This is a genomic window from Natrinema salifodinae (assembly GCF_900110455.1).
GTDB classification, from domain to species: Archaea; Halobacteriota; Halobacteria; order Halobacteriales; family Natrialbaceae; genus Natrinema; species Natrinema salifodinae.
The window spans coordinates 317,032-339,702 of sequence record NZ_FOIS01000001.1 but is presented as its reverse complement, the minus strand read 5'-3'; the positions used below and the strand labels follow the sequence as shown (position 1 = coordinate 339,702).

22 protein-coding genes are annotated in these 22,671 nt (G+C 67.6%); 9 read left to right on the top strand and 13 right to left on the bottom strand.

The genetic code is table 11. The features are described from left to right. Positions 1-248: 248 nt before the first annotated feature. From BMY29_RS01555 to BMY29_RS01545, 3 genes are all read left to right on the top strand, one after another. A complete protein-coding gene (locus tag BMY29_RS01555; RefSeq protein ID WP_049990368.1) occupies positions 249-1,883 on the top strand; it encodes an alpha,alpha-trehalose-phosphate synthase (UDP-forming) in 1,635 nt (544 codons plus the stop codon). A 2-nt stretch (positions 1,884-1,885) separates the two neighbouring features. Further along, entirely contained in the window at positions 1,886-2,737 is an 852-nt protein-coding gene (otsB, locus tag BMY29_RS01550) for a trehalose-phosphatase (RefSeq protein ID WP_049990367.1), read from the top strand. Positions 2,738-3,147: 410 nt separating this feature from the next. Continuing rightward, the gene (locus BMY29_RS01545; protein WP_049990366.1) at positions 3,148-3,498 is read left to right on the top strand and encodes a winged helix-turn-helix domain-containing protein; all 351 of its coding nucleotides are present in this window, start codon (positions 3,148-3,150) and stop codon (positions 3,496-3,498) included. A gap of 154 nt (positions 3,499-3,652) precedes the next feature. Here the strand turns inward: BMY29_RS01545 and BMY29_RS01540 are convergent, their stop codons facing one another. The 4 genes from BMY29_RS01540 to BMY29_RS01525 all read right to left on the bottom strand — a co-directional run bounded on the left by BMY29_RS01540 (position 3,653) and on the right by BMY29_RS01525 (position 7,464). Further along, entirely contained in the window at positions 3,653-4,402 is a 750-nt protein-coding gene (locus tag BMY29_RS01540) for a zinc metalloprotease (protein WP_049990365.1), read from the bottom strand. A gap of 75 nt (positions 4,403-4,477) precedes the next feature. Further along, complete coding sequence (locus tag BMY29_RS01535) at positions 4,478-4,738, bottom strand: hypothetical protein (protein ID WP_049990364.1); 261 nt, start codon at positions 4,736-4,738, stop codon at positions 4,478-4,480. 254 nt (positions 4,739-4,992) lie between these two features. After that, positions 4,993-7,041 carry a bacterio-opsin activator domain-containing protein gene (locus tag BMY29_RS01530; protein WP_049990363.1) on the bottom strand — a complete coding sequence of 683 codons (2,049 nt, stop codon included), beginning with the start codon at positions 7,039-7,041 and terminating at the stop codon, positions 4,993-4,995. 174 nt (positions 7,042-7,215) lie between these two features. Next, positions 7,216-7,464 carry an MTH865 family protein gene (locus BMY29_RS01525; protein WP_049990362.1) on the bottom strand — a complete coding sequence of 83 codons (249 nt, stop codon included), beginning with the start codon at positions 7,462-7,464 and terminating at the stop codon, positions 7,216-7,218. A gap of 227 nt (positions 7,465-7,691) precedes the next feature. Between BMY29_RS01525 and BMY29_RS01520 the strand changes: the two genes are divergently transcribed. Then, positions 7,692-8,081 carry a ribbon-helix-helix domain-containing protein gene (locus tag BMY29_RS01520; RefSeq protein ID WP_049990361.1) on the top strand — a complete coding sequence of 130 codons (390 nt, stop codon included), beginning with the start codon at positions 7,692-7,694 and terminating at the stop codon, positions 8,079-8,081. A gap of 35 nt (positions 8,082-8,116) precedes the next feature. Here BMY29_RS01520 and BMY29_RS01515 read toward each other — a convergent pair whose 3' ends face one another. From BMY29_RS01515 to BMY29_RS01500, 4 genes are all read right to left on the bottom strand, one after another. Next, positions 8,117-9,796, bottom strand: a complete 1,680-nt coding sequence (locus tag BMY29_RS01515) for a cobyric acid synthase (RefSeq protein WP_049990360.1) — start codon at positions 9,794-9,796, stop codon at positions 8,117-8,119. A 60-nt stretch (positions 9,797-9,856) separates the two neighbouring features. Then, entirely contained in the window at positions 9,857-11,383 is a 1,527-nt protein-coding gene (locus BMY29_RS01510; RefSeq protein ID WP_241471287.1) for a hypothetical protein, read from the bottom strand. Beyond that, the gene (locus tag BMY29_RS01505; protein ID WP_049990359.1) at positions 11,380-12,141 is read right to left on the bottom strand and encodes an ABC transporter ATP-binding protein; all 762 of its coding nucleotides are present in this window, start codon (positions 12,139-12,141) and stop codon (positions 11,380-11,382) included. The genes BMY29_RS01510 and BMY29_RS01505 overlap by 4 nt, the downstream gene beginning before the upstream one ends. Positions 12,142-12,242: 101 nt before the next feature. Further along, positions 12,243-12,956: a cob(I)yrinic acid a,c-diamide adenosyltransferase gene (locus tag BMY29_RS01500; RefSeq protein WP_049990358.1), complete on the bottom strand. Its 714-nt coding sequence runs from the start codon at positions 12,954-12,956 to the stop codon at positions 12,243-12,245. A gap of 153 nt (positions 12,957-13,109) precedes the next feature. Here BMY29_RS01500 and BMY29_RS01495 point away from each other — a divergent pair, with 153 nt between their 5' ends. Further along, positions 13,110-13,469: a winged helix-turn-helix domain-containing protein gene (locus tag BMY29_RS01495; protein WP_049990357.1), complete on the top strand. Its 360-nt coding sequence runs from the start codon at positions 13,110-13,112 to the stop codon at positions 13,467-13,469. A gap of 103 nt (positions 13,470-13,572) precedes the next feature. Here BMY29_RS01495 and BMY29_RS01490 read toward each other — a convergent pair whose 3' ends face one another. The 3 genes from BMY29_RS01490 to msrA form a co-directional block, all read right to left on the bottom strand. Then, complete coding sequence (locus BMY29_RS01490) at positions 13,573-14,805, bottom strand: FAD-dependent oxidoreductase (RefSeq protein WP_049990356.1); 1,233 nt, start codon at positions 14,803-14,805, stop codon at positions 13,573-13,575. 136 nt (positions 14,806-14,941) lie between these two features. Continuing rightward, on the bottom strand, positions 14,942-15,367 hold the full coding sequence (locus tag BMY29_RS01485) for a CBS domain-containing protein (RefSeq protein WP_049990355.1): 426 nt from the start codon (positions 15,365-15,367) through the stop codon (positions 14,942-14,944). Positions 15,368-15,439: 72 nt separating this feature from the next. Continuing rightward, complete coding sequence (msrA, locus tag BMY29_RS01480; RefSeq protein WP_049990354.1) at positions 15,440-15,973, bottom strand: peptide-methionine (S)-S-oxide reductase MsrA; 534 nt, start codon at positions 15,971-15,973, stop codon at positions 15,440-15,442. Between the two features lie 151 nt (positions 15,974-16,124). On the opposite strand from msrA, the gene BMY29_RS01475 reads away from it, so the two are divergent. Beyond that, positions 16,125-16,895, top strand: coding sequence for an enoyl-CoA hydratase/isomerase family protein (locus tag BMY29_RS01475; protein WP_049990353.1), 771 nt, complete (start codon positions 16,125-16,127; stop codon positions 16,893-16,895). A 6-nt stretch (positions 16,896-16,901) separates the two neighbouring features. Here the strand turns inward: BMY29_RS01475 and ggt are convergent, their stop codons facing one another. Continuing rightward, positions 16,902-18,773, bottom strand: coding sequence for a gamma-glutamyltransferase (gene ggt / locus BMY29_RS01470; RefSeq protein ID WP_049990352.1), 1,872 nt, complete (start codon positions 18,771-18,773; stop codon positions 16,902-16,904). A gap of 221 nt (positions 18,774-18,994) precedes the next feature. After that, positions 18,995-19,660, bottom strand: a complete 666-nt coding sequence (locus BMY29_RS01465) for a 2,5-diamino-6-(ribosylamino)-4(3H)-pyrimidinone 5'-phosphate reductase (protein WP_049990351.1) — start codon at positions 19,658-19,660, stop codon at positions 18,995-18,997. 328 nt (positions 19,661-19,988) lie between these two features. Between BMY29_RS01465 and BMY29_RS01460 the strand changes: the two genes are divergently transcribed. From BMY29_RS01460 to BMY29_RS01450, 3 genes are all read left to right on the top strand, one after another. Then, positions 19,989-20,216: a DUF7511 domain-containing protein gene (locus tag BMY29_RS01460; RefSeq protein WP_049990350.1), complete on the top strand. Its 228-nt coding sequence runs from the start codon at positions 19,989-19,991 to the stop codon at positions 20,214-20,216. Positions 20,217-20,488: 272 nt separating this feature from the next. Next, on the top strand, positions 20,489-21,484 hold the full coding sequence (locus tag BMY29_RS01455; RefSeq protein ID WP_049990349.1) for a phosphate uptake regulator PhoU: 996 nt from the start codon (positions 20,489-20,491) through the stop codon (positions 21,482-21,484). 97 nt (positions 21,485-21,581) lie between these two features. Continuing rightward, positions 21,582-22,565, top strand: a complete 984-nt coding sequence (locus BMY29_RS01450) for an aldo/keto reductase (RefSeq protein WP_049990393.1) — start codon at positions 21,582-21,584, stop codon at positions 22,563-22,565. The last annotated feature ends 106 nt before the right edge of the window (positions 22,566-22,671 follow it).

Below are 22,671 nucleotides of genomic sequence, written 5' to 3'. Positions count from 1 at the left end.
TCGTGCGAGCGAGAAATCAACGTTTGGTTGCGGCGACGACACCGCCCCGTCCGGTCAGTAGCTCCTCCGATCGTCGGCACCGCGGTCTCGCGTAGTCCGCTATTACGCGCAGCCATCGCGTTCCGGGCAGCTGGACAGTCACAGCCTCCAAATACTTTGGATCTCGTGATTGCTACTGGAAACATATTAGAGCCCCGGCGTTCGCAGGCCGCGAAGCAACCCGTCGGGGCACTGTGGTATTTCAGCGAATGCGAGACACCGAGCGGTTGTCGTCGACGACTGTACGTAACCGACAGCAACGAGGCGACGGGCGCGGCCGAACGGACGAGGCGGCCGCGTCCGACGGCCCCGACTGCCCCGGTTCGCTGATCGTCGTCTCGAACCGGGAACCGTATCGTCATGCGTACGAAGACGAGCCACCGACGGACGCAGACGCGGAGACGGCTTCCGACACGTCGATTTCCGTCGACGAACCGACCGGCGGCCTGACCGCCGGTCTCGATCCCGTGATGCAGGAAACCAGCGGCACCTGGATCGCCTGGGGCGACGGTGACGCGGACTTCGACGTCACGGACGAGCGCAATTGCGTCGCCGTCCCGCCCGAGGACGAGGAGTACACGCTCCGTCGGCTCGAACTCTCCGAAGAGGCGGTCGATTCCTACTACTACGGCTTCAGCAACCGCGTGCTCTGGCCGCTCTGTCACGACTTCCCGGACCTGATCGAGGACCGTTCGAACGACTTCGAGTGGTATCGGACGGTCAACGAGCAGTTCACCGACGCGGTCGCCGACCACGCCACCGACGACTCCGTGATCTGGCTGCAGGACTACCACCTTGCGCTCGCGCCGCGAATGATCCGTGAGTCGGTGCCGCCTGGCGCGACGATCGCCCACTTCTGGCACATTCCGTGGCCGTCGCCGACGACCTACCAGCACTGTCCCGCGGGCGGCCATCTCCTCGAAGGCCTGCTCGGCAACGACCTGCTCAGCTTCCACGTCGAGCGGTACGCCGATCGGTTCCTCGACTGCGTCGACCGGTTCCTCCCCGGTGCCACCGTCGACCGGGCACAACGAACCGTCAGCTACGACGGGGGGACGACCCGCGTCGTCGCGACATCGATGGGCGTCGACGCCGATTCGTACGACCGGGTCGCCCGGTCGGCCGACTTCGAGCAGGTCTCGTCGCTGTTCGAGGAGTACGACATTCCGCAGGACACCGCGATCGGGCTTGGTCTCGATCGGCTCGACTACACGAAAGGGATTCCGGAGCGCCTGGCGGCGATCGAACGATTCTTCGAGTGGAACCCGGACTGGCGCGGCGAGTTTACCTTCGTCCAGAAGGCGACGCCCTCCAGGACGAACATCGAGACCTACGAGCGACACGGCGAACTCGTCCGCAGCGAGGTCCAGCGGATCAACCGCCGCTTCGAGACCGACGCCTGGCAGCCGATCGTTTACACCGAAGACGTGTTGCCCAACGAGGCTCTCTGTGCGCTCTACCGCCGCGCGGACGTGATGGTCGTGAGTCCGCTGGTCGACGGGATGAACCTGGTCGCCCAGGAGTACGTCGCCGCGAGCGTCGACGGCGACGGAACGTTGGTGCTGAGCGACCGGACCGGCGCCCACGAACGACTCGGGTCGCACGCGCTGACGATCGACCCGACGGACACCGACGGGTTCGCGGTCCAGCTCGAGCACGCGCTCTCGATGCCGCCCCACGAGCGCCGCCGCCGGATGAACACGCTCCGCCAGCGCGTCTTCAACGGGGACATCGAGTCGTGGATGTCCACGCAGTTCGACTGGATCCGCCGCGTGCACGGCGATCCCGGCCGGAAGCGCCGACGGACCGATTCCGACTCGACGGAACCGACCCCGTCGGTGTAGCCGTGTCGCGAACCGAGTCACCTCCGCGACCGCTCGACGAGCGGCTGCCGACGCTCCGCGGGCGACTCGACGGGGCCGCCGAGTTACTCGTCTGTCTCGATTTCGACGGCACGCTGGCGCCGATCGTCGAGGATCCCGACGCTGCGGCCCCAACGGAGCGAAACCGGGAGGCCCTGGCCGCGCTCGCCGCGACGCCGGCGGTGACGACAGCGGTCGTCAGCGGACGCGCTTTGCGAGACGTCCGCGCGCGCGTCGACGGCCCGTCGATCTACGCCGGCAACCACGGACTCGAACTCGCCCGCGAGGGATCGATCGCCGTCCACCCGGTGGCGCGCAAGCGCGCGATCCGGATCGAGCGGATCTGTTCGATCCTCGAGACCGCGCTCGCGTCCGTTCCGAACTGTCGGGTCGAGAACAAGCGCCTGACCGGAACGGTTCACTACAGATCCGTCCCGGACGCCGCCGAGCCGATCGTCCGCCGCATCACGAACACCGTCGTCGAGCGGTTCGGCGGCGACGACCTCGAACTCTCGCCCGGCAAACGGATCCTCGAAATCGGGCCGGACATCCCGTGGGGCAAGGGCAACGCCGTCGAGTTGATCGCAGCCGACGAGCCTTCCGAGACGGTCCCGGTCTACATCGGCGACGACGTCACCGACGAATCGGCGTTCCGAGCCGTCGAACCCGACGGAATCGGGATCCGCGTCGGGGACGACGACGAGCCGTCGAGCGCTTCCTGTCGCGTCGACTCGCCGACCGAGGTCGCCGACTTCCTCGCCTGGCTTGGCTCGACCGGCGCCGATCTGGTCGATCGAACCGGATCGCCTGCCGCACCGCCCGTCGAAGCGCAGTAGCACATTGGCGAATCGAGCGGGCCGGCGGTAACTCTCGACCCCGTCATGGATCGAGTCTCGGCCGACGACTCGCCTCTAATGGCTATGACTGTAACGGAGGGCCGATACCGGTCAACGGGTGAGAGAAGGGACGGTACTGGGAAAGGGGGAAAGGGGGGAAGGGGAGGGACGGGCACGAGTTCGGGAGTGGTAACCGCGCCCGGACGGACAGCGACGATTCCGATCCGGGCGCATCCGCGTGGTACGGTCAGGGGATACCGTCAGGGAGTACTCGACCCGTCCACCCACCTATTCGTTCGTTCCCATCCCACTTAATAATACCGATGCCTATTACTATTACTAACACTCCGGTTCGAGCCGAAAGTATTAGTTACCACTGGAAATATAGTGCGGTACGAGAGTGAACGAGAGTGAAACTCCGTCAACCAACTGACTTCCTGATCCTCGAAGCGCTCGAGGACAAGGGGCGAAACGTCGCGACGAATCTGTCCGCGCACACGGGGAAGAGCCGGAAGAACATCAACACCAGGCTACCGGTCCTCGAGGACTACGGCCTGGTCCGCAAGATCGGTCCCGCCGAACGGTCCGGTCTCTACGAGATCTCCTCGAAGGGGAAAGCGGCGCTGGTGTACCGCGACCAGTACGACGAAGTCGACGATTTCGAGTCGCTCATCGAAGGGCCAAACGCCGGCGCCGAACAGGATGGAGAGGCGCAGGCGAGCTTCGCCCGCGGTGAGGATGAGGGCGACGAAGACGAATAACGGGCGAACAGACATGGCCACACCGGTTCGCCCGCCCGCCGCGCTCAGTCTCGATTGTACTCCGCTTCGGGCGATCCGACCGTGGCTTCAGCAGCGGCGTAGCTGTCCACGCACGTCCGCTATCTCCGATCGACTGTCGTGACGGTAACTGCGGTTATGGCGGGACGTCGTCATCGTCCGCGAGTGCGCGACGAGCACACGCGGAGAACGCCAGGCTCAGTTTTTGCTCCCGCCCGTCGGTCGCCGGAATCGTCGTCCCGCAACGGGACGCGTCGGCGGTGTAGTCGGAATCCCAGGCGTACGCGCTGAGCATCGGCGTTGCGACGACGGCATCGCCCGACAGGAACGCGACCCCGTGATCGTGGCGCAGCCCGAGCGCGTGGCCGACCTCGTGGGCGAGCACCTGGATCGTTCGCGTCCGCGTCGTGTGCGGGACGATCCGCCGCGCGTCGTCGACGACCAGTTCGTCGAACGGTTCGAGCGCGGCGATGTGGCGGGCGCCGCCGACCGACGCGACGTGGGGGAACCCGTACCCGGTGGGCGCTTCGTCCATTCCCCCGTCGGTCACCAGCAGGTTGACGTCCGCGGCCGACTCGCGCTCGCGATCGCCCAGCGTCTCCCGCGCGACGGTCATCGGCCACTCGCCGCGCCTGGTGACCCGCGCGGCGTCTTCGGTCGAGACCGAGACGGTGTCGCCGATCGAGAGGTCGAGCGTCCAGCGGCCGAACGCGAGCATGCGTCCGAGATACTCGCGGATACGGTCGCCGACCCCGTCGTAGGTCGCGGCCCGCTCCGAGAGCCGGACCTGAACAGCGAGCGTCTCGCCCGAATCGCCCGTCGCGTACGCCAACGTGGTGAACGAGACCGTCGACCCAACCGCTCCGAGAAACGCGCGGCGCTTCACGGCTCCGAGTCTCGCGGTCGCGCGCCCAGTTCGTTCGGGTGAACATGGACACGGGTTACAGTCCGCCGCACGCGATCACGGCGGCGTCCGGCGGGTGTCGACGATGCGAGCGCGGCCGTCGGCGACGCGGACGTCGATGCCGCCCGGTAACGCGTCCGGCTCGACCGACACGAGCAAGAGCAACGTGCCGTCGCCGGTTTCGACCAGGCGCCGATCCGGCTGTCGCTGGCGGAGACAGCGCGTCCACTCGCCGGACCGCAGCCGCCGTCGCACTTGCCACGCGGTGTAATACCGTCCGTTCGAGCCCTCGTAGAGGCTTACGTCCGGTTCGCCCACGACTGGCTCACCTCCAACAATCGAGCGACGCCTGCGGTCGCCCGAACGATCGTCGTCATTCCTACCCGATCGACTAGTCGGCGACCGCATCGACGCTCGGATTCATATGGACGACGTTTAAGAAAATCTGAGAGTCACTCTCCGGGAGAGTACGAACCGTGGAACTCGGTATCGTAGTCCATAGTGTCGCGGCTAACTGCGTCGGATCGCGGACCGCGGACCGTGGATCCTGAATCGTGGACGACGGATCGCACCTACCTCGTGCTGCCGCCCTCGAAGAACTCCCCGAGAATCGACTTGTGCCCCTTTCGGAGGTGCTGGTGCATCGTCGGCGGCGAGATGCCCATCGCCTCGGCGATCTCCTCGCCGGTGCTCTCGCGCGGCCAGTCGAAGAACCCGCCGTAGTACGCGAGCCGCAGCGTCGTGAGCTGGCGATCGGTGAGCTGATCGAGGATCCGGTTACGCCGTTCGGCCGCCGTTCGGACCGGCCGGTCGACCTCCCGCCTGGCGACGAGTTCGGTGTTCTCGTAGACGAGGGTCAACGCCTCCGCGATTTCCCGGATGTCCGCGTCCTGCGATACCTCGACCAGGCAGGTCCCGACGCCGTCCTCGACGGTGATGTCTCGGATCGTCGCGCCGTGGTTCTCGAGCGTGCGGACGCCTGATTTCGAGAGGCGCATCTCGATGGTACAGCGCTCGTCGCCGTCGTGAATGAGCCGACACCGCTCGACGGAGTCGTGGGCCTCTGCCTCCTCGAGCACCGTGTCGCCATCGAGACCGTCGATCGTCACGTACTGGAAGGTCCGCCCCTCCGCGGTCGTGCCGGCCCACTCGAGCGAGCAGGTACAGCCGTACTCCTCGGAGAGGTCGAACGAGAACGTGTCGCCGCCGTCGATGCGGAACTCGAGTTCGACGACGGTGTCGGCAAAGAGCAGTTGGCGGTTCTTCACGGCCATGATCGTGAAGCCGATGGTCTCGCCGAGCAGCCGGAACCCGGCCCGTTCGCGCTCGCTGAACGCATCGTCCCGGCTCGCGAGTACGGTGAGCACGCCGTAGGTCGCGTCTTCGTGGGAGATCGGCACGGCGATCGCGGACCGAACCTCGTTTTCGCGGGCCGCGTCCTGCAAGGACTCAGGGACCGACTCGTCCGCGAGGATTCGGTTCGTGGTCTGCAACTCGCCCGTCCGCGCCGCTCGGCTGACCGGGCGTTCGCGGCCGATGTCGAGTTCGCGGATGCGGGCGAGGTAGGTCTCGGCCTCGCCCGCGCCGGTCCGGTAGGCGATCCGTCCGTCGCCGGTCCGTTCGGCGATCCACGAGCCGCAGTACAGGTCCGAGTCGACCAGTTGGTCGCAGACCTCGTCTTCGATGGCGTCCCGGGCCGGCGCCTCGACTAGCGTCTCGATCACCTGACGGACGACCGCGTTGATCCGGTTGAGTGTCTCGAGCTGGTCTTGACGCGAGCGGAGCTGTCGCTCGCGCTCGACCCGCTCGGTGATGTCTCGGGCCAGCCAGACGACGGCGCGACGGCCCTGAATCCGTTGGTCGATCGGTACGACGCGGGCCTCGAACCGCCGCCGCCCGTCGGTCGTCTCCGCGTCGTACTCGACGGACCGAACGTCGCCGCTCCGAATCGCCTTGTCGATGCAGTCCTGCAGCCGCGCGGCGACCTGGTCGGGGAAGGCGTCGACCAGCGAGGTGCCGGGGAGATCCTCGGCGGAGACGGTGTAGAGGTCGGCCGACTCGGGCCGGGCCTTCGCCTCGAGGTAGGTGCCGTCCTCGCCGATGACGAAGGCTTCGTCGGGGAGTTCGTTGGCCAGAATCCGGTGATACCCACCGCCGTCGCCGTCGGACGAGGTCTCGGGCTGGGAACGAATCGTCGAGACGATCCGATCGATCGGATCCTCGTCGCGTTCGGTCGGCACGTACTCGGTCGCATCGGCCCGGAGCGCGACCGTGGCGAGTCGTTCGCTGCCCTCGCGCGGCGCGACGATCGTCGGAACGCTCGGTGCGGTCGCGTGAATGCGCTGGAGGATCGTCTGTATCTCGCCCGGGCAGTCGAGTTCGACGATGACGGCGCTGGGGTCGGCTGATCCGGTCTCGCTGCCGTCCGACGTCGTCGGGTCGTCGTTACTGTCGGTCGCATTCGTCGCGTCCGCTTCGAGAACGCCTTCGATGTCTCCGGTCGCCGGCACCGGTCGCACGTCGCGGTCGGTCGCCTTCTCGAGACGCGTCCGTAGACGGCTCTCTCGGTCGGTGGCGTCCACCACGAGGACGATCGGTCCAGCTCGCTGTGTCGTAGTCATCCGTGTCCCTCCCCAGTTCGGTCGGCTGTCGCCGACCCCATCTGTCGCTCCGTTCTTTCTACATAATGGGCTATATAGAATAAAAGGCTGCTGGTATCGTATCGTTCGTTCGACAAGTTTGCGACCCGGATGGCCGACGGCGGACGTGGACAGCGGTCACCCGAACCAATTCGGTTACAGTTCGCCCTGTTCGTTCAGTTCCGCGATCAGATCGTCGACGAGGGAGTCAACGTTCTCGTAGGGGAAGTCACCGGAGGCCTTGGTGTTCAGTTCCATCGCAGTCATCGAGAAGTCGCCCGATTCGAACTTCGTGCCCGGCCCGTTCGGGAGCGCCGGCACGAGGTCCATCGGACTCGAAACGGGGTAGTCTGCGTCCTCGAAGGCGTCGATCAACTGTTCGCGGAGTTCGGCTTCGTCTGCCATGACGCTCCGTCCTTCCGTGCGATAAATAATAAATTTGCAGGTAGTTTCTGCGTGCTCGGTCGACCGAGCGACCGTGCGACCGAGCGACTCGGCCGCGGATGGGACAGTGTTCCCCGCCGGAACGATTAAAGCCGCCGCATGAATTTCGAGCGAATCCCGACGGCAGCCGTACCACGGGAGAAACCTGTTCGAAACAGTAATTAATCAGGGCCGAGCAGTGTCGGGACATGGCGAAGGATACCGTCAGGTACCCGGACGACGTGGTCGAAGAGATCGACGCGCTCGTCGAAGACGGTATGTTCGAGAGCAAATCCGAGTTCTACCGCTTCTCCGCGGAGTACGTTCTCACGCTGATCAACGACGATCACGACGTCAAGACGTTCAACTTCGACGAGATCAAGTCCGAACTCGACATCAGCGAGAGCGACCACGCGAAAGCGCTCGGGGCCGACGGTGGCACCTTCTTCCTCGACGCCGTCATCACCATCCGCAAACACGGTCTCCGCGGGAACTACGAGGCCGCAGAGCGGTTTATCGACACTCACTACGACGAGACTGACCAGGAGTGTATCATCCTCGAGGAACTGCTCGGCACCTACCGCGACGGGCCGACGTAGCCGACCGCCGCACCGCTTCCTTCTTGCCGATCCGTCTACTGTTCCTGCACTCGGTCGAACGGCTCGCCCAACGCCGCCAGGTCGACGTGCTCGCGGACCAGGCGCGCCGCGCGGTCGGCGGGCGTGGCTGGGGGTCCGGTGTCGGTGATGGTAGCGGTGGCGGCTTCCGCCGTCCCCGGTGACGAGGGCTCGTCCGCGTCCGCCTGCGACGGTCGATCGACGCCCGCCGTCGCCGCGACGTGATCGAGAAACGCCGTCCGGACCGACTCGTTGTCGAAGAGGCCGTGCAGGTACGTTCCGAGGACCTCGCCGCGGGCCGCGCTCGACTCGCCCAGCGGCCTGGTCACGTCCGCGAGCGCTCGGGTCCGCCCGGCGTGGATCTCGTAGCCCGACGCGGTCCCGTCGGCGCCGGCGAGCAGCGGCGACGCCGACCCGTCGACGGGAACCGTCGTCTGCTCGAGGCGCTTGTCCCCCTCGAATCGGGTTTCGACCGGCAGCAGGTCCAGCCCCTCGACGACGTCGTCGTCGCCCGTTCCCTCGAGCGCGGCGTTGGTGATCCGCTCGCCGAGTAGCTGGTAGCCGCCGCAGACGCCGACGATCGGGCCGTCGAAGGCCGCGAGCGCGTCGGCGAAGCCGGCCGCCCGCAGTGCGAGGAGGTCGTCGACCGTGTTCTTCGTCCCCGGAAGCACGACCGCGTCGGCGTCGACGCCGTCGAGCGGATCGGCCGTTCGGCCGTCGCCCGCGTCCCCATCGACCGGGACGTAGACGACCGAGGCGCCCGGTTCGGCCGCCAGCGCTTCGAGATCGGTTGCGTTCGAGATCCGGGGGAGCCGGGGGACAGCGATGCGAACGCGGCGGTCGTCGGGGACGCCGTCGTCGTCGCCGACGACGCCCTGCTCCTCGGTGCCGGGCAGACCGACGCTGTCCTCCTCCGGGAGCCCGGGATCGTCGTACGGAAGGACGCCAAGGATCTGCACGCCGGTACGGGATTCGATCTCCTCGATACCGGACTCGAGCAGCGTCGGATCGCCCCGGAACTTGGTGATGGCCGCGCCGACGATGCGCTCGCGGACGGCGTCGGGCGCGAGTTCGATCGTCCCGTAGAGGCTGGCGAACGCGCCGCCGCGTTCGATGTCGACAAGCAGGAGGATGTCGGCGTCCGCGAACTGAGCGGTCTCGACGTTCGCCAGGTCCCGGTCGTGCAGGTTGATCTCGCCGATACTCCCCGCGCCCTCGGCGACGATCACGTCGTTGTCGGCCGCCAGGCGTCGGTAGGATTCCTCGGCGGCCGCGCGCGCCCGGTCCCAGTACTCCTCGTAGTAGGTCCCGGCGGGGACGTGTTCGTGCGCCTGGCCCTGGAGGACCAGTTGGCTCTCCCCGTCGCCGCGGGGTTTGAGCAACACCGGGTTGCAATCGGTCGTCGGCGTCGTCCGGGCCGCGCGGGCCTGGACGAACTGGGAGACACCGATTTCGCCCCACCGATCATTGGTGTCGTCCGTGCCGTCGGTGCTGTCGGCGCCGTCGGCGGCGCGAGCGCGGTCGTCGTTCGAATCGCTCTCCGGTCGAACGACGACGCGGGCGTTGTTGCTCATGTTCTGGCCCTTGAACGGCGCGACGTCGACCCCACGGTCGGCGAGCAGCCGACAGAGGCCGGCCGCGACCGTCGACTTGCCGACGTGGCTCGCGGTTCCGGCGACGAGAAGCGTTCTGGTCATCCGCGTTGGCCGTATTCGAACGGACGACGGTATCGTCCTATCGGTTCGACGCGCTCCCCGTCAGTCGGTCCGATACCGCGCGTCCCAGCGCGGGCCGGCGCGACTCGAGAGGACGTGCCCGACGGCCCCGAACGCGACCCCGGCGAGCGCGAGGACGGCGGCGACGTCCGTCGAGGGCGGCACGACGACGAAGCCGGCGACCAGCGTCGGCACGAGTGCGACGGCCACGCCGACCGTGAAGGTCACGAAGCGGACGGCGTCGAAGAGGAACTCGTTGGGATCGAAGCCGGCAATGTAGACCGTCAGCCCGTAGTAGTACAGCCCGTAGCCGGCCAGCAACACGGCTCCCACGACGGCGTCGACGAGCGTCGCGTCGAACCAGGCGACGGCCGCGAGGTACGGGAGGGCGACGGTCGGCGCGCCGACCAGGACGAACGCGATCCGCTTGGCCCGGAAGACGGCCTCGATCGAGACGGGATAGGCGAGGTAGGCCTCGAGCGAGTCGAACTGGGTCAGCCAGTTGTACGTCGTGAAGGCCGTCAGCCCGAGGACGCCACCGAAGAAGATCCCCGGCGCGGGTGCGACGCCGGTGATCGCGTCGACGACGCCGACGAGCGCCGCGACGAGCGCGAGCAGGATGCCGGCCGAGACGAACGGCTTCCAGACGCCACCCGAGGAGCGCGCGAGATCGAGCAGCGTCTTCGTGACGAGCGCGTCGTGCTCGACGGGAATCGTTTCGGTGAGGTCGGCGAACCGATCCGTCGCGGTCCGCGAGGGACGCCCGTACGTCGGATCGTAGGCGACCAGCGACGCCAGCGCGACGGCGACGGTCCCGACGGCCAGGCCGCCCGCCGCGAGCGGAGTGCCCTCGATCGGCATCAGGACGGTCCGGACGAGATCGAGGCTCCCGGTCGCCCAGCCCCCGACGGCTGCGAGACCGACGGCCAGGCCGATCGCCCACGGCGGGACGCCCCGAGTTCGGACGGCGATCAGCGCGACGGTCGTCGTCATGCCGACCGCGAAGACGAGACAGAGCGAGAGCCAGAACAGGCCGACCGCGAGCGGCGTCGCGGCCGAGAGGCCCTCTAAGGCGGCGCTTCCCAGCGCCATCGGGAGGACGAACGCGACGCTGTAAAAGAGCGCATCCTTCAGGAGAAACGCGCTCAGCAGGCGCCGCCGCGAGAGCGGCAGCGTGGTCGACGACGAGAGCAACAGCGACAGTCGGCCGAAGACGTTCTCGAGCATGTCCGAGCCGGCGAACCCCGCGGTGCCGCTGTAGAGCCCGAAGCCGAGGGCCAGGACGTGGAGGCCGCCGACGATCGTTCCCGGCGCGGTGCCGGTCTCGACGAGCGCGACCGTCGCGCCGACGGTGAACAGGGCGATCACGACCGGGAACAGCGCGAACCGCCAGCCGCCGAATAGCTGCGTGTGGAGCCGCCACTCCTCGCGGAAGAGGATCGCGAGCAGCCCCGTGGTGGACAGTCCCGATCCGGTTGCGGAACCGCTCCCGTCTTCGTTTCCGGCCCCGAGGCCGTTCCCGTTCGACCGTCCGCCCGACCGATCGGTCGCCGCACCGGTTCCGGTCATGATTCCGTGTCCATTCGTCCGGGCGTCGGAACGTCTCGCTCGGCGGTCCCCTCGACGCGGTCGAGGAACACGTCGAGCAGCGACTCGTCGTCCTCGTCGCCGTCGAGCGTGCGTTCGGTCACGAGTTGCCCGTCGGCGACGATCCCGACGCGAGTGCAGATCTCCTCGGCGACGTCGATGTTGTGCGTCGAGACGAAGACGGCGTTGTCGCCCGCCGCGTAGGAGACGAGAAACTGCTTGACCTGCTCTTGTACCAGCGGGTCGAGGTTCGCCAAGGGCTCGTCGATGAAGACCACGTCCGGCTCGTGCAGGAAGGCCTGGGTGATCATCACCTTCTGCTGTTGGCCCCGCGAGAGGTCGGTGTGCAGCGTATCGAGCTTGCTCTCGAAGCCGAGTCGGTCGGCCCACGCAGCCATCCGGTCGGCGACGCGCTCCGAATCGAGGTCGCGCACCTCCCCGACGAACTCGAAGTACTCGCGGGGCGTGAGAAAGCTCGGCGGCGAGCCCTGCTCCGGCAGGATGCCGACCGCCTGGCGCGTCGCGAGCGGCTCGGTCGTCGGATCGGTGCCGAGTACGCGGACCGAGCCCGAATCGGGTTCGATCTGCCCGGTCAGCGTCCGGATCGTGGTCGTCTTGCCGGCCCCGTTTGGCCCGAGAAACCCGTACAACTCTCCCCGTTCGACGGTAAACTCCATCCCCGCCACCGCTTCGACGGATCCGTAGGACTTCCGCAGTCCGTCGACTCGAATCGCTCCCATTGAACGCCCGAGCGTTCTCAGTATCTGATAATAACTGTGTTGGTAGAGAAATAATAACAGCGGTCGTCGATTCCCAATCGCCGCGCCCGCTGTCACGTCGGTCAGAACTCGGCGCCGCGGCGCGCCCGCTGCCCGTCGTCGATCGGATGGGACACTTTCCGGACGTTCGTAACGAGGTCCGCGCGGTCCGCGAGGTATGCCGGCTCGGCGTGGCTGCCCGACAGCACCAGTTCCAGGTTCGCCGGTTTCGCGTCGATCAGGTCGAGCACGTCGTCCTCGGAGATGAGGTCCCGGTCCGCGGCGTAGAGCACCTCGTCGAGGATCAGCATGTGCATCCCCGCGTCCGGCTCGGCGTCGAGGGCGATCGGTTCTGTGAGGTCGGCGTCGCCCGCGGCCGCGAGCAACTCGCGGGCCCGTTCCAGACCGGCCTTGGCCTCGGCCTCGTGATCGGCTTCGTCGGACCCGTCCGCCATCCCGTGCCAGCCGTAGTGGCCGAGGTTCTCGTAGCTGATCCCCGGAAGCGCGGCGATCGCGTTGTACTCGCCGCGGACCGCGTCGACGCTCGACGCCCCGCCCTTCATGAACTGGAGCATATGGACGCGGTAGCCGTGGCCCGCCGCGCGCATCCCCATGCCGAGCGCGGCCGTCGTCTTCCCCTTTCCGTCGCCCCACCAGACCTGAACCAGGCCGAACTCCTCGGGCGCGGCCGGCTCGATGCCTTCGGGTTCCGGCGTTCGCCCCTGGCCAGGCGTGTTCTCGATCGTGGATTCGACCTCGCGTTCGGATTCGGACTCGGGCGTCCGCTCGTCGCTCATACGCGACCGATCGGACCGATCGCATATGTAAGTAGTCCAGTCGCCCCGTCGTCTCGCCCCGGTTCGTCACGGGTCCGGTACTCGGGATTCAGGTCGGATGAGTGGCCCAACCAAACGTGTCTTTAGGCTTCGCTCCCAACCCGAATGCACTCCATGTCACTCGAGTTCTCCTCGTCCGGCGATGCTCCCGCCTTCGAGCACGTCGTCGCCGCGCTCGACGACGACGGCTGCCGGGAGATCATCGCGATCCTCGAGGAGCCGATGACAGCCCACGAGGTCGCCGAGGCGACGGACCGGCCGCTCTCGACGACCTATCGGAAACTCGACCGCCTGACCGAGGCCGGCCTGGTCCAAGAGGCCGTCGGCGTCCGGGAGGGCCGCCACCAGAAGTCCCGGTACGTCGCGAACCTCGACCGGATCTCGATCGGCCTCGACGACGACAACGAGTTGCGCGTCGACGTCGACCGCGCGGCGAACCTGGGCCTCTGGTCTAACATTCAACGGGAGTTCTGACCGCACGTCAACGGCCATCGCCGCGAGTTCCGATCGCCCGTTCACCTTCTCCGGTCGCTGACCCCCAGTGCGCTCGTACCGGACTCTGCGTCCGCGCCCGTACCTATCGGCCGACGACGTCGGCGTCCGTCGGCCCCTGGCCGTCGAATTCGCGGACGAACGCGTCGAGCCGGTCGGGGTCGGTCGCGCCCGGGAGTCGCTCCTCGGGGGTGGTACACTCGGCGTCCACGCCGAGTCGATCGCAGACCATGTCGGCGGTCGCCGCGGCCATCTGACGGTAGGTCGTCAGCTTCCCGCCGACGATGCTACAGCAGTTCGCGACGCCGTCGTCGTCATCCGCGTGATCGAGCAGGTGGAACCCCCGCGAGATGCCGCGGCCGCCGCGGGACGCCTCGTCGGGTTCGTACAGCGGCCGGACACCCCACCAGGTCCGCACGCGCTCGGCGTCGGCGACCGGCGGGAGCATCGCCGCACACTCCTCGACGGTGCGCTCGACCTCCCAATCGGGCCGCTCGTAGTCGTCGGGGTCGTCGACCGGGACGCTCGTCGTGCCGAGGACGGCCTCGCCCTCGTGGGGAACGACGATGTCCCCGTCGGCGGGCTCGCGACAGCGGTTGAGCACCGGCTCGAGGCCGTCGTACGCCACCGAGACCATGACGCCGCGGGTCGGGCGCATCTCGACGGAGAGGCCCGCCATCGCCGCGATACGGCCGGCATGGGGTCCCGTCGCGTTCACGACGTAGTCCGGTCGCACGGTCTCGTCGACCTCGCCGCCCAGCGCGACGCTCGCGATCCGCCCGTCCTCGCGGTCCATCGACGTGACGGGTGCGTGGGGATAGATGTGCGCGCCGTGGTCGCGCGCGTCGGCCGCGTTGGCGGCGACCAGGCGAGACGGGAGGACGACCGCGTCGGGGACCCGCATCGCCCGTTCGACGTCGGCGGCGAGGTCGGGGAGTTCGTCGCGGGCGGCCTGGCCGTCGACTACTTCGACCGGAATGCCGACGTCCTCGCAGGCGGCCCGCTTCACGTCGAAGTACGCCGGATCGTCGTCGGCCAGTTGGACGAATAGGCCCTGCGTCTCTCGGATGCACGCGCCTGCGATCCGGCGCAGAATGCGGTTCTCTTCGAGGCATTCCTTGGCCTCCGGCCCGTCGGCCTCGGCGTAGCGCGCCCCGCTGTGAAGCAGGCCGTGGGACCGCCCCGACGTGCCCGACGAGAGCCCGTTGCGGTCGACCAGCGTGACGTCCACGTCCCTGCGCGCGAGGTCCCTGGCGATTCCGGCCCCGGTTGCGCCGCCTCCGATCACGAGGACGGTCGGACTGCTGTCTACGTCCATACGGGATCGACGGGGTCCAGACTGACGAACCTTTCATTGTCGACGGAAAACCGGTCGTCGCGACGCGAGCGCGTTCGCGTCGCGACCGGGAGCAATCGGGTGACGGTGCCGTGCGATGACGGACGCACCGAACCGTTTACGGACTGTAGTCGGGTGACTGGACTTCGATCGTGTTGGCGACGTTGTCGAGTTCCTCGCCGATCGTCGCGACCAGGTCGTCCAGCGTCGCGATGCCGGCGAGTTTCCCGTCGTCGTCGACGATCGGGAGGCGACGGACGTTGTACTCGCCGATGGCTTTCGAGATGGCGATCGGGTCGTCGTCCTCGTGGACCGTCGCGGGATCGGCGGTCATCACGTCCTCGACCGAGACCGAGCCGACGTCGTCGTACTCGTAGATCGCGAGCGCGGCGTCGCGGTCGGTGACGATGCCGACGGGTTCGTCGTCCTCCGTGACGACGAGCGCGCCGACGTTCTCTTCGGCCAGCGTCTCCGTTACTTCTTCGAGGTCGCTGTCCCGGCTCGTGGTGGCGACGTTCTGGGGACCGAGTTGGCCAACAGACATGGTTCGGATAATTAGAGGACGGGTACGGGCTTCAAATTGGAGCCTTCGAGTGAACGCAGGGGTGCGGTCCCGTCAGTGTTCCGCGGCGACGTTCTCGCCGAACTTCTCGCGGACCTTCTCGACCTTCGGGGCCGCGTGCATCGTGCAGTAGGCGTCGTTGGGGTTCTTCTCGAAGTAGTCCTGATGGTACTCCTCGGCTTCGTAGAAGGTCTCGAGCGGCTCGATCTCGGTGACGATGCCGTCGTAGAGCCCCTCGTTTTCGAGTTCCTCGGCGAACGCCCTGGCAATTTCGAGTTGCTCGTCGTCGTGGGCGTAGATCGCCGACCGGTACTGGGAGCCGATGTCGGGCCCCTCGCGGTCTTTCGTCGTCGGGTCGTGGATCGTGAAGAAGATCTCGAGCAGGTCCTCGTAGGCGATGGCGTCGGGATCGTACTCGATCTGGACGACCTCCGCGTGGCCGGTCTCTCCGGAACAGACCGCCTCGTAGGTCGGGTCCTCGGTGTGGCCGCCGGCGTAGCCGGAGGTCACCGATTCCACGCCGTCGAGCGGCTTGAACGCCGCCTCGACGCACCAGAAACAGCCGCCGCCGAATGTCGTTCGTTCCATACCCCATCGTAGGGTGCGCCCGAGGAAAGACCTGACGGGACGTGCGCGGTCCCGTCCGGCCGTCCGTCGCACGCCTGCTTGCGATCCGGCGCGTGCTCGCGAGCCGAAACCCGTGGGAAAGGATTTCACAGTGGCTGTGGAACGCCGGGGTATGTCTTGGGACACAGTCCGACTCGACTGGGACGGCGACGTCGCGACGCTGACCGTCGACCGCCCCGACGCGCTCAACGCCCTGAACGTGGCGACCCTCGAAGCGATGGGCGAGGCCCTCGAGGAAGCCGCGGACGACGACGCCCGCGCGCTCGTCCTGACCGGCGCCGGCAACGCGTTCATCGCCGGCGCGGACATCAAGTACATGCGAGAGCTCTCCGCCGAGGAAGCACAGGAGTGGGGCGAACTCGGCCACGCCGTCGCCGACGCGCTCGAGACGTTCCCGGCGCCGACGATCGCCGCGGTCAACGGCTACGCCTTCGGCGGCGGCTGCGAGATGGCCCTGGCCTGCGACCTGCGGATCGCCAGCGAGTCGGCCGTGATCGGCAACACCGAGATCGATCTCGGCATCATTCCGGGCTGGGGCGCGACCCAACGGCTGCCGCGGCTCGTCGGCGACGAGACCGCCCGCCGGATGATCTTCCTCGGCGAACGCCTCGACGCCGACTCCGCGGCCGAGGCCGATCTGGTCGGCGAGGTCGTCGCCGACGACGAACTCGACGACGTCGCCGCCGAGCTGGCCGATCGACTCGCCGGCAAACCGGCGTTCGCGATGCGGACCGCCAAGCAGGCGCTCAACCAGGGGTACGAGGGATCTCTGGCGAGCGGCCTCGAGTACGAGAAGCGCGCGTTCGCGAGTCTCTTCGGCTCGCACGACCAGCGCGAGGGGATGGCGGCGTTCGTCGAGGACCGGGAACCGGAGTTCGAGTGAGGTCGGTCAGTCGGTTCGCCCGCACTCACCGACTCCGCCGCGGTCGACGCCCACGGCCAGGCCGTCGCGAGTCGGATCGGCCGCGCCGACCAGTTCGTCGTCGCCGATCTCGATGACCTGCACGTTGCCGAAGTCGCCGCTGGATTCGTCCTCCCAGACCTGGCCGGCCCCTGCAGTTGCTTCGCGGGCGCGCGCTGGCACGCCGTCTTCCCACATGATCGGCGGGCAGTCGGTCGTGAACACGGTCGGCTCGGAGAGCGCCTCGAGCGGGTCGAGGCCGTACACGTAGCGGTGCAGCAGCGTCTGGGCGACCGAGGTGATGATCGTCCACCCGCCAGGCGAGCCGACGGTGAACTCGGGGACGCCGTCGCGCACGACGATGATCGGACTCATGCTGCTCAGCGGCCGCTTCCACGGTTCGACGCTGTTCGGTCCGTCGGGGACGGCGCTGAAGTCAGTCAGCTCGTTGTTGAGCATGAACCCGCGGCCCGGGACCATCATCCCGGAGCCCATGAACTGCTCGATGGTCGAGGTGTACGAGACGGCGTTCCCGTCCGCGTCGACGACGGAGAAGTGGGCCGTCGACCCGTGTTCCTTGTCGGGCGTCGGCGCCCGAGCGGGCTCGGCGCCAGGCGGCACGCCCGGATCGACGCACTCGCCCGCCTCGTAGTCCGCGAGCGTGTCGTCGACGCTGATTTTTGCCGCGCGGTCCCGAAGGTACCCGTCGTCGAGCAGCCCCGCGATCGGGGCGTCGACGAACTCGGGGTCGCCCATGTACTCGTTCCGGTCGGCCCAGGCCAGGCTCGTCGCCTCGCCGAGCAGGTGGTACTTCTCCGGCGAGCGGATATCGTACCGCCCGACGTCGAGGAACTCGAGCAGTTTCAGGATATACGCGACGGTGCTCGGTCCCGAGCTCGGGAGCGGCTGGCCGACGATCTCGACGTCGCGCCACTCGGCGCGGACCGGGTCGTCGATCGTGACGTCGTAGTCCGCGAGGTCGGCGATGGTCATACTGCCGCCGGCGCCCCGTACCGTCGCCGTCAGGTCGGCCGCGATCGGTCCCTCGTAGAAGGCCGCGGCGCCGCCGCGTTTGATCGCCGCGAGCGTGTCCGCGAGGTCGGGATTGACGTGCGTATCACCCGCCGCGAGCGGGCGGCCGTTCTCGTCGGAGTAGGCCTCTTTGGCCGCCTCGTTGAACTTGTCCCAGTTCTCGGCGATCTGGTCCGCGAAGACTTCGTCGATCGGAAAGCCCTCGCGAGCGAGTTCGATCGCGGGCGTGACCAGCCGCTGGCGCGGCCGCGAGCCGTGGCGGGCCAGCGCCGTCTCCAGCCCCATCACGGTCCCCGGAACGCCGACGGCCTCCCCCATCTGGATCCGCCGCTCGAACGGGATCGGCTCGCCGTCCTCGTCGAGGAACATGTCCTCGGTCGCGCCGCGGGGCGCGCGCTCGCGGCTGTCGACGACGTCGACCGCGTCCGCGTCGGCGTCGTAGACGACCATGAATCCGCCGCCGCCGATCCCCGATCCGTGGGGCTGGGTGACGGTCAGGACGTACTGGAGCGCCACGGCGGCGTCGACGGCGTTGCCGCCCTCGCGCAGGACGGCCGCGGCGACGCCGGAGGCGATCGAATCGACGCTCGAAACCATGCCGCCGCCGGCGGTCGCCTGGCGACCGCACGTAAACTGGCGCCGGTCGCAGGCGAATCCGGGGACGATCGTCTCCGGCCCGGTCTCGCTCGCCGCGACGCTGGTCGCCCCGAGCCCGAGCGCACCGGCCGCCGCCCCCGCGTTCGCCAGGAACGCGCGACGGTCGAAGCGCGCCGCCCCGCCTCGGTTCGAATTTCGATCGATTTCGTTCGAATCGGATTGTCGTGTCATGGACGAATACCGTCGAACCGACACTATTACCGATAAAAATTCCTTCGGGAGATATGGTGCGGTTACTGGCGGACCGAGATTCATCGCCGGCGTCGCTCGACCGACGCCCGTCCTAACGTGCTCGTACAGGGACTAATCTGCGTCGTCTGTCGCCGTGAATCGGTACGAACGTCCCGTTCCGACCCGGCTCGACCGAGTGCCGCCGGGACGACGCGACGAGCCTATCGTTCGTCGACGCGCCAGGTTAACAGGACGCCGTCGTCGAGCCTGTCGACCGATTCGAGGTCGAGCGTCGGGAAGTCCGCGACGAACCCCTCGCCGTCCGCGAGCGTGGGAGCGTCGCGACCGCCGATGACGTTCGGGCCGACGAAGGTCCGGAGCTCGTCGACCAGGCCGGCCTCGAACAGCGAGAAGATGAGTTCGCCGCCGCCCTCGACCATGATCCGCTCGAGGCCCGCCTCTCGGAGCGCCGCGAACGCGCGCAGGAGGTCGACTCGCTCGTCGCCGGCCGTGATCAGCTCGGCGCGGTCGGCGAGATCGGCCCGTCGGTCGACCGGCGCGGCCTCGCTCAGACAGACGTACGTCGCGGCCTCGTCGTCGAGGATTTCCGCGTCCGTCGGCGTGCGCCCGTTCGAGTCGACGACGACGCGCGCTGGGTTCGGCGGGCGACCGTCCTCGCGGCGCTGCTCGCGCAGGTCCTCGTCCTTGACGGTCAGGTGCGGATCGTCCGCGAGGACGGTCCCGACGCCGACGACGATGGCGTCGCTGGCCGCTCGGACCTGGTCGACGCGCGCGAAGTCGTCCGCGCCGCTGATCGCGAGCTGTTCGCGCCGGCGCGAGGAGAGTTTGCCGTCCGCGCTGACGGCGGCGTTGACGACGACGTGCATACTCCCGCTGCGGGATCCCGTCTAAAGAAAACACCGTCTCGTCCGGTTCGAGGCGGCGATCTCGCGACCCGCGGTGACGTCCGCGTCGTCGGCGACCTGACGCGAACGGGGCCGGACGGCAAGGACGCGCTCGGCCGCGCCAGGCGGTCGCCGCGGCGCGTTCCCGTCACACCGTCCCGACTGCCGATCGCTCGAGACCGAACCCGTCCCCGTCGGCCCCGACCGATACGGAGCACCTCCCACTCGTATGGACTACTCAATAGCACAACTAGCAGCGGCTTTGTACGTGTCGCCGGTCGATTCGCGTACGACCTGCACCCCCGAACCCATGACCGGATCTACCAGCGACTACGACGATCGCGCGGCCCGACGGCGCTTGGCCGCGGCGGCGCAACGCGAAACCGAGTCGCTCGATCTCGAGGCGATTGTCGTCCGATACGAGGACCGAGCCGACCGGTGTACGATCACTCCCCGCGAGTGTTCCGAGGCCGAACAGCTGACGACCTGGCTGTCGGCGGACGCCGCGGCGTTCGTCGACCTCGCCGACGCGCGCTGATGCTCGGCGACGGGTCGACGCCGCTCGCCTGGTATCGGCGGTCGAGAACTCGATACCCGCCCCGCGAACGGGCGAATCATTGTCGCTCACGAAGGGTATATATCCGAATATATTCTATATAGTTCTACGTTCGACAATCTTAGTCGAGGGATACGTACCAACTAGTCAATACCAAAAATGCCGGTAGAAGACTCCTATTCTTCGAAAAACCTCAAATCAATATCACTCTATAGGCTAGTAGATTTATATTGTTTCAGGAGGAAGTGGGACGTATGGAGACGCGCAAGGTTCAGGTGACGGGCGGGTCGACGTACACCGTTTCGCTGCCGAAGACGTGGGCGACGGACAACGACGTCAGCAGCGGCACGACGGTCGAGTTCTATCCGGAAGACGACGAACTCCTCCTGACTCCTGAATGTGAGACGCGGCGACAAGAGGGGACCTTAGACGTCTCCGGTCTCGAGGACGAACAGCTGAAGCGAGCCGTGATGACGATGTACGTCAGCGGCTTCGATATCATCCGGCTCGAGGCGGGGGGCATCGCGACCAACCAGCGCGGCGCGATTCGGAACGCGACCCAGCGGCTCGTCGGCGTCGAGGTGCTCGAGGAAACCAACGACAGCGTGGTCATTCAGGACTTACTGGACTCCTCGGAGCTGTCGATCGTCAACGCGGTCACGCGGATGCGACTGATCGCCCAGTCGATGCTCGAGGACGCGGTGACCGCGTTGATCGAGAACGACGACGCCATCGCCCACGACGTGATCGAGCGCGACGACGACGTCGACCGCCTCTGGCTCGTCGTCTCGCGGATCTTCCGCGCGACGCTGCGATCGCCCCGCGCCGTCGAGGAACTCGGCGTCTCGCGCGAGGCCTGTTTCGATTTCCACTCCAGCGCCCGCCAACTCGAGCGGATCGCCGATCACGCCGTCAAGATCTGCGACATCGCGCTGAAACTCGACGACCTCCCTGCCGACGTTGCCGACGCCATCCACGGCCTCCACGCCGAAGCCGCGACCGTCTTCGAACAGGCCACGGACGCGCTGTTCGCCGAGGACGCCGACGAGGCCAACCGCCTCGGCCACGACGCGCTCGAAGCCGTCGTCGAGATCGACGAACACACCCGGGCGATCGACGACATGCTCCGCGATCTCGAACCCGCACAGGCCCAGTCGCTGGGGCTGATCGTCGACTCGCTGTCCCGAAGCGCCGACTACGGCGGCAACGTCGCCGAGACGGCGTTACAGAAGGCGGCGCCGCGACCCTAACCGCTTCCCTTCCGATCACCGCGTCGATATCGCGGGCCAAGCAGCGAACTGCACCTTCGAGGTGGGTTTAACCCCGCTCGCGATGAAGGTCGGCGCGATGGAGTACACGCACCTCGGAGACACTGGTCTGGAAGTGTCGCAACTCTGTCTCGGCTGCATGAACTTCGGGACCGAGCAACCCTGGATGGTCCACGACCGCGACCAGGCCCGCGCGGTGATCGAGCGAGCGCTCGACCTCGGGATCAACTTCTTCGACACGGCCAACGTCTACTCCCACGGCGAGAGCGAGTCGATCCTCGGGGACGTCCTCGCCGACGCGGACCGCGACCGGGCGGAACTCGTCGTCGCGACGAAGGTCTACGGCGAGATGCACGAGGGACCGAACGGACAGGGCCTCTCCCGCAAGCACGTCCTCGACCAGGCCGAGGCGAGCCTCGAGCGACTCGGCACCGACTACATCGACCTCTACCAGATCCACCGCTGGGACGAGCACACGCCCATCGAGGAGACGCTCTCGGCGCTCGACCGCCTCGTCGAGGACGGAAAAGTCCGGTACGTCGGCGCGAGCACGATGCCCGCCTGGCGGTTCATGAAGGCCCTGCACGAAGCGGACGTCGACAACTACGAGCGGTTCGTCTCGATGCAGTGCGAGTACAACCTCGTGGACCGCCACGAGGAGGCCAACGTCCTGCCGCTGTGTGCCGATCAAGAGATCGGGGTTATTCCGTGGTCGCCGCTGGCCGGCGGCTTCCTGACGGGCAAGTACGACCGCGACGGGGACCCCGACTCGGGCCGGGCCGCGACGGACGAGTTCATGGAAAAACGGTTCACCGACGAGAACTGGGCCGTCGTCGAGGAACTCCGCGAGATCGCCGACGCCAACGACGCGACGCCGGCGCAGGTCGCGCTCGCCTGGTTGCTCCACAAGGAGGTCGTCGACGCGCCGATCGTCGGTCCGCGGACGATCGATCACCTCGAAGACAACGTTGGCGCGCTCGCGGTCGACCTCACCGACGCGGAGATCGATCGGTTAGAAGCGCCCGTGACGCCGGTCTGGAACCGCGAGATCGGGGACGTGTAGCTGGAGGGAGCGACGGCCGGCGAGCGCTCGGCGGTCGGCGACGAGTATACCGGCCGCTTTCGGGCGTGCATCGGCCGTGAGAACCGAAAAACGGCGCTCAGTTCGC